At 31.9% G+C, this 14023-nt stretch carries 12 protein-coding genes; 1 reads left to right on the top strand and 11 read right to left on the bottom strand.

Features of this window, described 5'->3' with window-relative positions; genetic code table 11:
- Positions 1 to 134 precede the first annotated feature (134 nt).
- Positions 135 to 1859, top strand: a complete 1725-nt coding sequence (locus tag RBH29_RS13980; protein ID WP_306697549.1) for a DUF885 domain-containing protein — start codon at positions 135 to 137, stop codon at positions 1857 to 1859.
- A gap of 42 nt (positions 1860 to 1901) precedes the next feature.
- On the opposite strand, the gene RBH29_RS13975 is transcribed toward RBH29_RS13980, so the two are convergent.
- From RBH29_RS13975 to RBH29_RS13925, 11 genes are all read right to left on the bottom strand, one after another.
- The gene (locus tag RBH29_RS13975; protein ID WP_306697548.1) at positions 1902 to 3281 is read right to left on the bottom strand and encodes a sensor histidine kinase; all 1380 of its coding nucleotides are present in this window, start codon (positions 3279 to 3281) and stop codon (positions 1902 to 1904) included.
- Positions 3278 to 3979 carry a response regulator transcription factor gene (locus RBH29_RS13970; RefSeq protein ID WP_306697547.1) on the bottom strand — a complete coding sequence of 234 codons (702 nt, stop codon included), beginning with the start codon at positions 3977 to 3979 and terminating at the stop codon, positions 3278 to 3280. The genes RBH29_RS13975 and RBH29_RS13970 overlap by 4 nt, the downstream gene beginning before the upstream one ends.
- Positions 3980 to 3990: 11 nt before the next feature.
- Positions 3991 to 5511 carry a hypothetical protein gene (locus tag RBH29_RS13965; protein WP_306697546.1) on the bottom strand — a complete coding sequence of 507 codons (1521 nt, stop codon included), beginning with the start codon at positions 5509 to 5511 and terminating at the stop codon, positions 3991 to 3993.
- A 103-nt stretch (positions 5512 to 5614) separates the two neighbouring features.
- Positions 5615 to 6916 carry a YiiX/YebB-like N1pC/P60 family cysteine hydrolase gene (locus tag RBH29_RS13960; protein ID WP_306697545.1) on the bottom strand — a complete coding sequence of 434 codons (1302 nt, stop codon included), beginning with the start codon at positions 6914 to 6916 and terminating at the stop codon, positions 5615 to 5617.
- 51 nt (positions 6917 to 6967) lie between these two features.
- Positions 6968 to 8260: a radical SAM protein gene (locus tag RBH29_RS13955; RefSeq protein WP_306697544.1), complete on the bottom strand. Its 1293-nt coding sequence runs from the start codon at positions 8258 to 8260 to the stop codon at positions 6968 to 6970.
- A 36-nt stretch (positions 8261 to 8296) separates the two neighbouring features.
- On the bottom strand, positions 8297 to 9328 hold the full coding sequence (locus RBH29_RS13950) for an NAD-dependent epimerase/dehydratase family protein (RefSeq protein ID WP_306697543.1): 1032 nt from the start codon (positions 9326 to 9328) through the stop codon (positions 8297 to 8299).
- Between the two features lie 15 nt (positions 9329 to 9343).
- On the bottom strand, positions 9344 to 10615 hold the full coding sequence (locus RBH29_RS13945) for a beta-ketoacyl-[acyl-carrier-protein] synthase family protein (protein ID WP_306697542.1): 1272 nt from the start codon (positions 10613 to 10615) through the stop codon (positions 9344 to 9346).
- Positions 10608 to 11624 (bottom strand): AIR synthase related protein, encoded by a 1017-nt coding sequence (locus tag RBH29_RS13940; protein WP_306697541.1) that lies wholly within the window; start codon positions 11622 to 11624, stop codon positions 10608 to 10610. Before RBH29_RS13940 ends, RBH29_RS13945 begins: the two co-directional genes overlap by 8 nt.
- On the bottom strand, positions 11617 to 12597 hold the full coding sequence (locus RBH29_RS13935) for a diacylglycerol/lipid kinase family protein (RefSeq protein ID WP_306697540.1): 981 nt from the start codon (positions 12595 to 12597) through the stop codon (positions 11617 to 11619). The genes RBH29_RS13940 and RBH29_RS13935 overlap by 8 nt, the downstream gene beginning before the upstream one ends.
- Positions 12594 to 13772 (bottom strand): aminotransferase class I/II-fold pyridoxal phosphate-dependent enzyme, encoded by a 1179-nt coding sequence (locus RBH29_RS13930; RefSeq protein ID WP_306697539.1) that lies wholly within the window; start codon positions 13770 to 13772, stop codon positions 12594 to 12596. Before RBH29_RS13930 ends, RBH29_RS13935 begins: the two co-directional genes overlap by 4 nt.
- Positions 13759 to 14019 carry an acyl carrier protein gene (locus tag RBH29_RS13925; RefSeq protein WP_306697537.1) on the bottom strand — a complete coding sequence of 87 codons (261 nt, stop codon included), beginning with the start codon at positions 14017 to 14019 and terminating at the stop codon, positions 13759 to 13761. Before RBH29_RS13925 ends, RBH29_RS13930 begins: the two co-directional genes overlap by 14 nt.
- Positions 14020 to 14023: the final 4 nt, after the last annotated feature.

The following is a 14023-nucleotide window of genomic DNA, read 5'->3' as shown; positions in this document are numbered from 1 at the left end:
AATAATAGGTAATCTTTTTCATTGATTATTGACATTATAGCTAATTAGTAGTATTATTTCATTAATGATCTACCAAAATAATACACCTTTATTGTAAGCACGTAAATATAATTTAAAAAGGGGGACAAATTGTAATGCAACCTATTAAGAAAACGATTTTATTAATACTAATATTTACATTAGCTATTACAACTTTTGGATGTAGTGAGACAGATGATAATCTTTTACTTGAGAAATTCATGGAGGATACTTTTCTAGAAGAACTTAAAGCTAACCCTTCTATGATTAATCTATATCTATTACACCCAGAGAATTATGGATTAGAAGATGTAGAAATGAGTTTACCAGATATTTTAAATATAGAAGAAAATAATAAGCGTTATAAATCCTACTTAAATAAACTAGATAAAATAAACTATGAAAATTTGTCTAAAGATAATCAGCTTCAATACGATATAATTAAATACCACTACTCGAGTTATGCTGATTTAGAACTACAAAAATTTTCTGAAACAGCATCTCCGATTTTTGGCATACAAGCTCAAGCACCATTACTATTAGGCACTTACCGCACAGAGATCGAGAAGGAATTTGAAGACTATTTGAACCTCCTAAAGGATTTACCAAGACTTATAGATGATTTAATAGAGCTCCACCAGCAAAAAGCAGAAGATGGTCTACTTATGCCATCAATTCAAATACGTGATGTCATTACTCAATCCCGTAATTTTATTGCAGATAAAGATAACCATTACTTAATTACTTCTTTTAATGAAAGAAAAGGTCTTGAGAATGTTGATTCTGATAAAGCAAATGAGTATATTGAGAAAAATAGAGAAATAGTGTTAAATAAAGTAATCCCTGCTTATGATAATTTAAAGTCAGCGTTTAATGATTTAATGAGAAAAACAGAGAATGAAAAAGGTCTGTACTATTTTGAGAATGGAAAAGAGTATTATGAGCAAATAGCAAGAATCAATAGTGGTTCATCCAAATCAATTGATGAAATAATTACAGCCATTGACAACAAACTAATTGACTCTTTGTCAGAAATAAGTGTGATAGAGGAAAGTAAAAGTGTTTCATACTCCCTCACTGACTCACCAAAAGAAACCATTAATATGATAAAAGATTCTATGTATGATGACTACCCATCTATTCTAGAACCTGAATTGTACATAACTTCACTGCCCCACATTCTAGAAGGTCGTGTTGGTGGATATTATATTCAGCCCACAATTGATGTAAGTACAAAAAACACTGTGCTAACACGCCGAGATATGCTTCAGGATTTAAATATGTATATAGATTTAGCCCACGAGGCTTACCCTGGGCACCTTTATCAATTTAACTATGCTCTACAGCTTGATTTGCCAGACATACGACATGTGTTAGGTTTTCCTGGCTATACTGAAGGTTGGGCTGTTAGTACTGAATTTCAGGCATTAAACTATATTGATTTGCCAGAATGGGTCAAAATTAAAACCAAGCATACCAGTATAATTAACCGTTTACTTTTTGCACGTATCGATATAGGTGTTCATTATCAAGGATGGACTATAGAACAAGTAAAGCAGTACATTGACAATACATCTGCCGGTCAAATTCCTTCATCGGCAGCTTCAGTACACACATGGAATAGAGTGATTACTAGTCCAGGATTTTCGCTCCCTTATGGAATTGGTTATCTTGAAATGGCTGAGATGAGGGATAAAGCTGAAGATACATTGGATGAAAACTTTGATTTGAAAGAATTTCATAGATTTATATTGGATATGGGACCTGCTCCATTTGAAATAATCAATGAATATTTTGAAGATTGGTTGTATGAGCAAGTAGATGTCAAAAAAGAATCCTAAGAAAACCTTATAATGTGGGGTCAGGCTTGAATAATTTACTTATTATTTAAGTGTGACCCTTATTTTTGTTCCTTTTCCTTCCTGGCTGTCAATGTGAAAAGTTCCTTTATGAAGAGTGATAATTTCCTTGCTTATAGCAAGCCCTAGACCACTTCCAGAGAGTTTGTTGCTTCCCTTATAAAATTTTTCAGTAATATGAGGTAACTCGCTAGGAGGTATACCTATTCCAGTGTCCTCAATAATTACTACTGCACCTTTTTGCACATGCTCTGTAACTACTGAAATCTTTCCACCCTCATTAGTAAATTTATATGCATTGTCAATAATGTTTATAAAAACCTGTTTTAATCGATCTAAATCCCCATTTACAAAAGTTATTCTTTCATCTAAACTGCATTGTATTTCTAACTTTTTATTTTCAAATTTTATTTTATACTGTTTTAAAACATCTTTTATTAATAAATTTAAATCCACTTTTTCAAAATTCATATTTATACGTCCTGACTCAAACCTTGAAAAATCCAAAAGTTCTTCAACAAGTTTTGTCAGTCTCTTTGACTCTTTTTGAATTATATCAATACCTTGTTTTGTATCTTCCTCATTTATTTGATCTTCACTTAAAGTTTCAGACCATCCCCTTATAGACGTTAGAGGTGTGCGTATTTCATGAGAAATTGAAGAAATAAAATCATTTTTTAAACTATTACTCTTTTTAATTTCATTTGACATAAAATTAATTGTATCTGACAAATTACCTATTTCATCATCATATTTTTTATCTGCAACTATATCAAAGTTTCCATCTGCAATATTTCTTGAAACATAGGTCAAGTGCCTTATAGGTTTAACAATACTCCTAGACAATAAAGCTGCTAATGCCAATGACAGTCCCAACATAAAAATACCTAAAAATATAGCCTTTAGAATAAGATCCTTCACAGTGCTTGTGATTTCTTCTATAGAACTTACAAATCTTAAATAACCAACAATGGTATTTCCCTCAATCAAAGGAGTTGATACTGTTAATACCTCTTCATCAATTATATCCATTCGTCCTCTCCATGAATGGAATTCACCAACTTCTAAGTGGTTCATATCGCTAACATCTATTTTTTCACTGTGTAGAAAACCTGTTGAAGACATTATAATGTTTCCATCTATGTCTACAATCTGAAGCTCTGCACGGCCTTCCTCTTCATAATTGTTTAATATTGTAGTTCCTTTACTATAAATGTCATCATACCTTAGGTACATATTATAAAAGCTTGCACTTGAAACAGCTTTATCAGAAAGAATTCCTGATGCCCCTCCATAATAAAATTGTCTTACACCTATAATAAAAACAGCTTCAAATATTAGAAGTGTTATAAATATAACAATAAAAATACTCAATGATATTCTTCTTCCAATGCTATTTCTCAAGAAGTCTCCTCCTCTTTCCACCTATATCCAACACCCCAGACAGTTTCAATGTATTTAGGGTTTGAAGGGTCATCTTCTATCTTTTTTCTTAGCCTTCTTACATTCACGTCTACTATTTTTAGTTCTCCAAAATAGTATTCACCCCAAACTTTAGTCAAAATCTCATCTCTGTCAATTGCTTTTTGGGGATTTTCCATAAACAACTTAATAATCGAAAACTCAGTTGGTGTAAGCTCTATTTCTTCTCCTTTTTTGTAAAACTTCCTTGCGAAATCATCAATTTCAAAGCTTCCCTGCCTTATTTTTTTTATATCAATTTCTGTATTGATTTTAACTCTTCTTAAAAGTGAATTAACACGAGCCATAAACTCTGAAATACCAAAAGGCTTTGTAACATAGTCATCAGCTCCACTTTCTAATGCATAAACCTTGTCCCTCTCCTGAGCCTTTGCAGTAAGCATTATTATGCCAATAAAAGGGTACTTATCTCTTAGAGTTTTGCACACCTCAATACCGTCTATCCCAGGAAGCATTATATCTAAAACAGCTATATCAATATCTGAATGTGCTTGTGCAACCGAAAGAGCTTGCTCTCCAGTTGCACATTCATACAATAAAAAATCATATTTTTTAAAATTCACCACAAGCATACTTCTTATAGATTCATCATCTTCTAAAACTAAAACTTTAATCGCCATTGTAATCCCTCTTAATATCCTGAATATTCTTTATTTAAGCTATACCCTATTTCAAAATCCCCATCATCTGTTTGCCACAATTTTGTAAAAGATACTACACCTATTCCCTCTTCAATCATTCTTATTTCATAATATCCACTATCTTCCCTATATTCTACAGTATATACTTTAGAACCTTCTACTTCATTTATATCTGTAATCTCACAATTAAGATACCTATATTCGCCAGATTCATCCACAACTCCTTGACCCCATTTATTCCCTTTTGTTAATGGAGCTCTTATAAGTTCTAGCTCATCAAAATCAGAATCCATCATCATATTTTCACTTTTTGTTTGAATAAGTGCACCATTCTCAATTGTATACACAAGGTCAATATTATAATGGTCAGAATCATATCCAGCTTCTCCATCTGACATGTCTAAAACTTCACCTGTAATTAAATATTTTATTACACCGTTATCTCTAACTATTTCATCTATTTCCATATAGTGACCATACTCTGCAAAACCACTATACCTCCATTCATATCCAGACTTTTCTGGCAATAATTTAGCGAAAATACCTTTCGTGTATACATAATTTATCTTGTTGTCGTATGATTTTTGCCTTAAATCATCTATAAATTCTTTCGCTTTTTGATTAAACACATAATTGTCTTCTTTAATAATATCCAAATAATCTTTTACAATATCAGCTGTTTTTGTACCTTCAAATTCAAACATTTCAGGTATACCAATAATGGTTTCAAGCACTTCATCCTTATACTCATCTGTCTCATAATCATATGCTGGTGTATTATCAAGCCCTGCAAGGTATATAGTCATATAATTATAATAAATACCCTCTAATTGTTTAATTCGTACAAAGTCATTGTATTTGTCCATATAACTTTCAATCTCTAGTAGCCTTTCTCCAAGTTCATCCCAAGATATTACCAACGCTGCATCCATTGCTACAGGATTATCTGATTGGTTTGATTTGATATTTATATAGTCTGCTACTTTATCAGATATAAAACTATCATATTTTTTCAAAAATGAATAGTCTACTATAGGATAAACAGTACCCTCTCTGCTTTCAAACTTATATCCCCCATTAACAATTTCTTCAACTAAAGATTCAAACTCAGTACCTTTAGCTTTATCAACTATATCCTCATTGCTTTCAAATTCACTTCCAATTTCTTTTATAAAATCAGATGCAAAAATCTCTCCCTGGTAATAGCTCTCATAAATATTTAGCACTTCTTCAAGTGCAAGTATCATATTGTCTGCCTTCTCACTAGTAACATTGCTAATTTCCTTGTCCATGAAGTCTATAAGTTCAAACGGTTTCTTTTCACTGCTGATAAGATTTAAAAAATCGTCATATACCTTGTCTGATCTTTCTCCATTTTCAACATTGCCTAAGTTTTCAGAATTACTTTCTGGGTAATCAGGACTTTTCATCTTTTCACCAACATCACCATCAATGCCACAACTGGTAAAGACCATTCCAATTACAGCCATCAAAATCAATATTTTTTTCATGTTATATCCCTCCATTACTTTATTTATTACCATCTTCACTTTTATTATAGAATATAACACTAGATTAAATAGTTACAAAACATTAACAGATACTATGGGGTCACTAGTCCAGAATTGTCCTTAAGTATCTTAATAAATCCCGTCTTCTGTAATAGGCTAAGCTTCTTTTATAGCTTTTTGAAAATTCTGCTTCTGTATTTTCAAAAGCTTTTTTAGATTTTATATTCAAATCGTAAAATAACACAAAATCTAATTCCCTATTGCCTTTCTTCCTTTCTTTTGAATATTTCAAAGCAACATTATTAGGAAAAATAATTTTTTTACCAAATTTATTACTGTACATAAAGTTTAAGTTATTTGCATATGATTTTCTAACTAGTTCTGTACATATAAAAGCCTCTCGTGACTTAGAATTAAAGTGATAATCATATGGTTTACCTACAAATTCCCCAGCTTTTAATATAGCTTTCATCTTTACTTCTTTTGATACATTTGGTCTTAATGCCGCAAAATAATCTACCTTTGCAATGTTTGAAAGCTCTTTTATGCTCACGCCCTCTGCAATTGACTCTATTACAGTTAGTTTGTCATTATCAGATAGTTTTTTGTATATTTTATAATTACATTCTTTTAGCACTTGAGAAAACTTTTTACCTTCTAAATCATCAACATCCTCAAAATACTTATCCATTAATTCTAAAGTACCTATATAGATACCTGTATGAGTCCAAAATCCTGGCATACTAAAATTAGTTGCCTGCCAGTCATTACGCTTCAAAAGAATGTCACCTGGCTGGATTCTATCCTTAATTTCAATTAATTGCTTGTCCGAAATAAATTTTTCTTTTCGTGGTGTTAATTCTAAAGCAGTTAAGCTAACAGCTATATACTTTTGTGCTGGAAATACAACTATATAAAAAATTTCTTTTGTTGCTATTTTCATGAATTTTCTTCTCTTTTTTAGTTCATTAAAATTAGAAATACTGACAAGAAGATATAAGAAATATTTCATAAACTTCTTGTTGTATTTAAAAGTTCGTATTTTTTCTCCATTTTTTTTGCTCTTTTCTATTTCAACCTGTCTAATTGAGAGAACTACCAGAAAGGATGCTATCAATATTAGAATAAAAAAGAAAACAATTTTTTCATAAGGTATCCTATCGCCTAATAAGTACGTTACTGCTAAAAAAATTAAAAGTTTTACTATATGAGCAATTAAAATTTTTCTCTCAATATGTATCAAATACCCTTTAAAAACTCTATACGTATCTTTGCATAGAAAATATATAATCCCAAGAAATATCAATATCTGTACTAAACTCAATAAATATTCCAACCCTATAACCTCACCTTTTTTTTCTCTAATCTGCTCATCAATTATACCCGATAAATTGTTTCCTTTCAAGAATGTCTTATTATGGATGTTAAGAAAATCCGGAGTTAATAAGTAAATTATTCAAGCCTTACCCCCAAGGTTTTTGTAAAATTTAGTTTTGGAGCCTCTGTCCCAATTTTTATAAATTTCTTGCGATATTTCTGGAGGTAGAGGCAGGGATTTTAAATTGTGTTTCTCATAAAGTTTTAATATTTCTTTTGAATATTTTTCACATAGCCAGCATTCACCTGGTTCTAAAAAACAATCCCTCATTTTTTTATAAGTTTTCTCAAACGGCTCATCTTCTATGTTTCCAAAAGACATATTTAAAAATTCACATGGCTGAACATCACCTTTGGCATTAATATAAATCCTGTCTGTTCCACCTGCTGTACATCCAAACTGAGTTTTATCTTCCTCAATTACTTGAGCTGAAATTGAAGGATATTCTCTATATTTTTTATCTAAATTATATTTGTTAACAATATTTTTCACATATAGTATATCTTCTTCACTAAACCGTTTTACACCTTCTTTTAGTGCTCCTCCTGAAGGCTTTGGCTTTATAATTTGTATAATTGAGCCACCAAATTCCTTTGCTTTTTCCATAATCTTTTCAAAATCTCCATTGTAAAAACCTTCTTTTGAAATGCAGGAATTAAATGCTACAGCTATATCTGCTTTATGACAAAGTTCAATTGCATGAACCATTGTCTCCCATGCACTTTCATCTCCCATAAAATCATTTAATTTTTCACTGTAAGGGGTGTGAAGGGAAAACATAATTGCAGTTACATTGTATTTTTTAAGCTCTTTGAGCCTCTCTAATGTAATACCGTACCCTGTAGAATTAACCCAAATTTCAGAACGCTTATCAATTGCTTGGCACACCTTTTTTAGTCTTTCATACTTTAAAAAGGGATCTCCTCCTTCAATATTGAAAAAAGCCACACCCATATTTTGAAGTTTTTTCACAACCTCAACAAGTTTATTTATATCTACATCTTTTCCTATGTCATTTTTCTGATAACAATACTTACAATTGAATTTACAAGCAGATGTAACAGATATCAATGCCACAGTACAGGGAAGTTTTTCTTTAAACTCTTTAACTTTTTCACAAGAAGCAAAAAAAGCTTTTAGTGGAAAACTTGGTATGTATAAATCAAGCCTTGTATTTTTGCCTATCTTCACAAACTTATTATGCTCTACCTTTGAAAGAAAATATAAAAGCCTTTTTAAAAACTCTATAAATCTTTTAAAGCCCATCTTACCCTTAATAAGTTCCGGCAAAAAGTATATAAAGACCCTCACCTTAACCCACTGTATAAAGGTACTTTTTCTAAACCCCCGAATATTTTTAACTTTAATCATAACATCTCCACCTCTTTTATAAAATAGCTTCAATTCTCAAATATATCCATTGTTCTTATACCATTTAACTGTCTTTTCAATCCCTTCTTCTAGGTTATATTCATTTACAAAACCCAGTATCTCTTCTGCTTTTTTTGTGGAATACTCAATACTGTCATAAAGCATATTCACCCTCCCCCTTGTTAAAAGTGGAGCACTTTTTATACGAAATAGTGCGTAGAACAATTCCATTAAAAACCCTAAAGGATATACCACGCTTTTTGGAAGCGTCCTAGGCTTTTTTATCTTGGCCTTATCACAAAATACTTTATATATCTCATCCATTAATTGGACTTTCCTGTTTCCTATTATAAAAGAATTTATTCCTTTAAGCTTCTTTTCATATGCAAGTAAATAAGCTCTTGCAAGGTCTTTAGCATATATAACGTGAAACTTATTTTTTTTAGAGCCTGGAAATAAAGGTACTCCTGCTGACGCTGTCTTTAGGTACTCATAAAACCCTGTGTTAAACTCCCTTTCTCCATACACCCAAACTGGTTCTATTATTGTTAGATTTTGATTATTTTCTTTGGAAAAAGCAATGGCTTTTTCCTTTGCTAACGCCTTTGAGTTCCTATAATAATTCATGCCACAGGGAAAAATGTCATCTAAAAAGTAGGGGTAGTGAGATTTGTGTGGTGAATTTTCATCTTTAATCTTCTCACTATTTTCTTCTCCGTATACTGAAATAGAAGAAGTTATAATAATATCTTCTATATTATTTTCTTTACATGCCTTTAACACATTTAAAGTTCCCTCTACATTTATATTATAAAACTTCTCATAACATCCCCAGTCTCCTGCTAGAGCTGCCACATGTATTATAAAGTTATAATTTTTAAAAATATCAATAAGGCTTTCAACATCTTCTATATCACCATATTCTAATTTTACAGGTAAATGTTTAATATTATTAAAATTACTGTTTTTTCTAACAAGGCATCCAGCTTTAATTCCCTTTTGACAAAAAGCTTCAACAATATGACTTCCAATAAAACCTGTTCCACCTGTAATCAACACACTACCCATATAGTTACCTCCAAATTATTCAAACCTTTTTAAAAGAAGCACTCCATTATGTCCTCCAAAACCATAGGATGCAGATAAAGCCTTTTTAATTTTCGTACTGACAGTTTTGTGTAAAAGATTCAATCCATCTATAGGCTCTTTTGTTTTAAATCCATGTACTATGGATTTATCTATCGAAAGTGCTGTAACAGCTGCTTCTAAGGCGCCACTTGCCCCCAAACTATGTCCAATTACTCCCTTTGTAGCACCTATTAGAGGCTGATCTTTTACGCCGCCAAACACTTCTTTTATAGCATTTGCCTCAATTCTATCATTTTGCTCTGTCGCCGTTCCATGAGGGTTGAAATAATCTATTTTTTCATTCTGTATAACATCTTTTAAAAGCTTTATAATTCCCCTGCCACTCTCATCCATTTGCACTATGTTATGTGCATCACTGCTGGATTTGTAATCACATATTTCAGCATAAATATGTGCTCCCCTCTCTATAGCACTGTTAAGCTCTTCAAGAATTACAATACAACCTGCTCCCTCATTAAATAAAAATCCACTTCGTTTTTGTGAAAAAGGCATAGGCAGACCATTTTCTGATCGGGTCAAAGTCTTTAGCATGTCAAACCCTCTCATTATCGAACCATGTTTTTCTTTCAAACACTCCACGCCACCTGTTAAAACAGATTTAGAAATGCCATTTTTAATTCTCATATATGCTTCGCCTATTGCATAGGTTCCAGATGCACATGAAGCATTTACAGTGAAATTTGTACCCTTTATGTTGTATAAAACTGATATCCAAGACGATATAGCGTTTGGCATTGATATAGGCACTAACATACGATTATATCTAGTATCTAAATTGTATCTTTCTAAAATATCTTTGTCCTTTGCAAATACATGTGCAATATTTGAATTATACGCCATTTGAATGCTGTTTAGCCCTAAACCTATTACTATATCAGCATATTCTAATTGATTTACCTTAAAATATTTATCACCAGATTCTACATTAAGTCCTGCATCCTCTATTGCCAGTCTAGCAGATGCTACAGCTATCTTTGCTGCATCTCCCATAGCTTTTTCTAAAGATTTAGGTAAATTATACTCTTCTAAGTCAACCTCTGGTGCAGGTATATAATAACGTGATTTAAAGTTGTACATATCTTTATACTCTTTTGGTATTTCACAAATATTATTTTTTTGAGATAGTAGATTTTCAAAAAACTCTTCTTTTCCTTTTCCCGTACTTGTAATAGGGCCTATTCCTGTTATAACCACTCTATTATTCATATTTGGAATTCTCCTTTACATAACCTATAAGGCTTTTAATATACTCCCTCTTGTCCTCAAAGCTTCTTCCACTTATATCTAGTTCTTTTAAATCTATTTTAATGTTGTCTTCAACAAGTTCTTTTTTCCATTCCTCACACATTGTCCCTAATTTATAAAACTTAAAATCTCTTTTTTTTGCCTCATTCAAAAATTCTTTTTCATCTGATTTTTTAATGGTAAACAAAAGCTCATACTCTCCACATTCTCCTAAAAACATCAACATCTTTGGAATTGAAGCAAGTTCTGATAGAGTTACTCCCATCTTCATATAGGGAATATTTTTTATTACAAATCCTGTCTTACTCATATTGCTAAGATTTTTTATACCGTTATACACTCCGTCACTTGTGTCTGTAGAGGATGTGGCATATTGACTTATCATCTTTGACTTTTCATGCCTTAACTTGAATAAATTTTTCAAGCCATTAGAAGCTTCCCTTATCTTTGAATTATCCCGATAAATTTTAAGTAACGCCTCCACATTGCCAGCACCAACTTCACCGGTTATATAAATTACATCCCCTTTGTTGGCACCACTTCTTTTTATAAGTTTTTTGCTATGCTCTCCAACAACTACTCCTGTATATCTCCAATCCTTTGACTTTCCCATGTCCCCACCTAAAAAAGCCACACCTGTTTTATTTAACACATCTGAAATACCCTTTGATAAATGCTCTATATATTTTTTATCCCAGCTTTCACAAACGGTCATACTGTGAAGGTAAAAAAGAGGCTTTCCCCCTGTTGCAAGTATGTCACTTGTACTCCCAACTGCCATATTCCAACCAAGGGCATATGCATCATCTTCCCTAAAATAATCCTCATGGGAAAACTCATCAATATTAAATAGAATTTTTCTATCCCCTAAATCAACTATCTCACAGTCAGCTTCAAATAAACTGTTTTTTTGGGCATCAGACTTTGGCATCATGCCTGCAACTATTTTTATTAATTCTCTTTCATCCATTACAATCCACCTCACATACAATATCCAACTGTTGGTCAGCTATTTCAATGGTACAGGGTAAAAATCCTGCTGGATCACCATCAAACTCAACTTCTGGATTGGTTTTGTTACCGCAAATTTCAATTTTCTTTATGTAGTCAAGTGTCAAAAATCTATTGTCAACCATCTCTTTTCCACTGTAAACCTTTTTTATCAAGAGAAAAAAATCTTTTAATCTCATATTTTTTACAGTGAGCCTGTAAAAAAGCCCATCTCCCTGACTAATTTTGTTTTTTACCTTTATACCCGATGCTATATAAAAAGTTCTACCTATTGATATATTGTGAACTCTTTCAATCTTTTCATTTTTGCCATCTGCAATCATTTGAAATTGACATGGCTTGTAGCTAAAAAACGTCTTAATAAGTGCTGTAAATGTACCTATATAATCTCCTAAAAAGCTTCGTATTCCAGTGTTTGCCCTTCTTGCCAATTGTGCACCTAGTCCAATGTTAGCACAACAGGCAAAATAACATGTTTTAAAATTTGAAGTGTAATCCACAAGTTGTCCTTCATACTCCATCATAAATTTTTTTGCCAGCACTATTTTGCCAATCTGAATCTTTTTACTCTTATTATCCAAAATAACTTCTACAGCTTTTTTGAGTTTTATCGGAATGTTATAGCTTTTGCAAAAATCAGGACTTGTCCCTGTATATATAACACCCATCTTTGCTTTAGAAATTCTACTACCATTTTCATTATAAAATCCAGATAAAACTTTGTTTATAGTGCCATCTCCGCCAACTGCAACAATTACATCATATCCTTTATTATTGGCCTCTTTAGAAAAAGAGAAGGCATCCTCCAAAGAATTAGTGATTTTATAATGATAGTTTATCGATGATTTATCCAATAAATCAAATATCTTCTTAAATGTTTTTTTAGAAGTTCCACCTTTAGAGCCAGGATTTAAAATAAAAAAGCACCTCATATTTCTCTTCCAATCTCATCTATCTTTTCACAAGCTTTCTCTATTGATTTTTTGGATAAATTAGCACCTGCTATAAGTCTAAGTCTTCCTTCATTTGGCGGTACAGAAGGCTCGACAAATGGTGTTGTAAGTATTTTTTTATTATAAAAACTCTTTGCAAAAAGTACAGTTTTTAATGCATCCCCTGTTTTAATAGATATTATAGGCGCCTTACCATCACATAAGTCAAAACCATTTAAAATAAGTCTATTTCTAATAGTATCTCTGTAATCCCACAGCTTTTTTCCCAATTTGTCAAATTCAGTTTCAATAATATCCAAAACTTTTTCCACTGCTCCCAATAGAGCTGGAGAAATTCCAGTAGAATACACAAGCTGAGGACAAAAGTAACGCAAATACTCAATAATTTCCCTACTTCCTGAAATAACACCTCCTGATGCTGCAATTGCTTTACCTAAAGAAGCTGTGTAAATACCCTTAAAATTCTCTATACCACACTCTTCTAAAACTCCTTTTCCATTCTTTCCGATAACACCTATTCCATGAGAATCATCTACAACAGTTACTGCTCCATATTTTATACCAAGCTCATATATTTCTTTTAAAGGTGCAATGCTCCCTTCGGTAGAAAAAACAGATTCAGTAACTATAAATACCTGTCTATATTTTGAGGAGTTTTTAAGAATTTTTTCTAAATGTTCTGGATTGTTGTGTAAAAAAGGTCTAATTTTGCATCCTACGCTTTTTATGCCTTCTATAAGTGAGGAATGTGCATAGTGATCTACTAAAATAAGATCTTCTTTTCCTGCAATGGTAGCAAATAAACCATTGTTCGCCTGATAGCAAGAAGGAAAAATAACAGTATCTTCAAGTGATAAAAACTTTGAAATTTTTCTTTCAACCCTTTTATACAATTCTATATATCCTGTTGCAACAGGTGTTCCACACAGCGAAACACCATATTTTTCAACTGCATTAATTGCAGCCCTTTTTAATCTTTTATCAGCACCAAGACCTAAGTAGTTGTTTGCTGCAAGGTTTACATATTCTTCACCATCAATAATTAATAGATTGTCAAGTCCTGATTCAATACAATTGTAATAGGGATTAAATTCTGCCTTTTCTATAACTTGTTTGTCCACTTTAAGTCTGTTATAAAAACTATCTAACCTCACTGCACTCACCTTCTCCTTTAGAAAAAATCAATTTTACTCTGTCTATAATATCGCTAACACTTTCAATTTCACTAAAATCCTCTTCCTCAATTTCAATTGAAAATTCGTCTTCTAGTCCAGCAATTATCATTATTTTACTGAAAGAGTCCACCCCTAAATCCTCAATTAGCCTACTGTTTGTCGTTATCTCAAAGCCCCCTTCAATATTTTCCCTTACAACTCCTATAACTCTTTTTTCAAAAGTCATCTTT

Source organism: Herbivorax alkaliphila, from assembly GCF_030848475.1.
Lineage (GTDB): Bacteria > Bacillota > Clostridia > Acetivibrionales > Acetivibrionaceae > Herbivorax.
Note: the sequence above shows the minus strand (reverse complement) of the source record. Positions and strands in the feature narration are given on the sequence as shown.

What these genes read in the sequence shown, in the direction of transcription:
- RBH29_RS13980 (WP_306697549.1), top strand. Translation starts at nt 135, where the DNA reads ATGCAACCTATTAAGAAAACGATTTTATTAATACTAATATTTACATTA.
- RBH29_RS13970 (WP_306697547.1), bottom strand. Translation starts at nt 3,979, where the DNA reads ATGGCGATTAAAGTTTTAGTTTTAGAAGATGATGAATCTATAAGAAGT.
- RBH29_RS13965 (WP_306697546.1), bottom strand. Translation starts at nt 5,511, where the DNA reads ATGAAAAAAATATTGATTTTGATGGCTGTAATTGGAATGGTCTTTACC.
- RBH29_RS13955 (WP_306697544.1), bottom strand. Translation starts at nt 8,260, where the DNA reads ATGATTAAAGTTAAAAATATTCGGGGGTTTAGAAAAAGTACCTTTATA.
- RBH29_RS13950 (WP_306697543.1), bottom strand. Translation starts at nt 9,328, where the DNA reads ATGGGTAGTGTGTTGATTACAGGTGGAACAGGTTTTATTGGAAGTCAT.
- RBH29_RS13945 (WP_306697542.1), bottom strand. Translation starts at nt 10,615, where the DNA reads ATGAATAATAGAGTGGTTATAACAGGAATAGGCCCTATTACAAGTACG.
- RBH29_RS13940 (WP_306697541.1), bottom strand. Translation starts at nt 11,624, where the DNA reads ATGGATGAAAGAGAATTAATAAAAATAGTTGCAGGCATGATGCCAAAG.
- RBH29_RS13935 (WP_306697540.1), bottom strand. Translation starts at nt 12,597, where the DNA reads ATGAGGTGCTTTTTTATTTTAAATCCTGGCTCTAAAGGTGGAACTTCT.
- RBH29_RS13925 (WP_306697537.1), bottom strand. Translation starts at nt 14,019, where the DNA reads ATGACTTTTGAAAAAAGAGTTATAGGAGTTGTAAGGGAAAATATTGAA.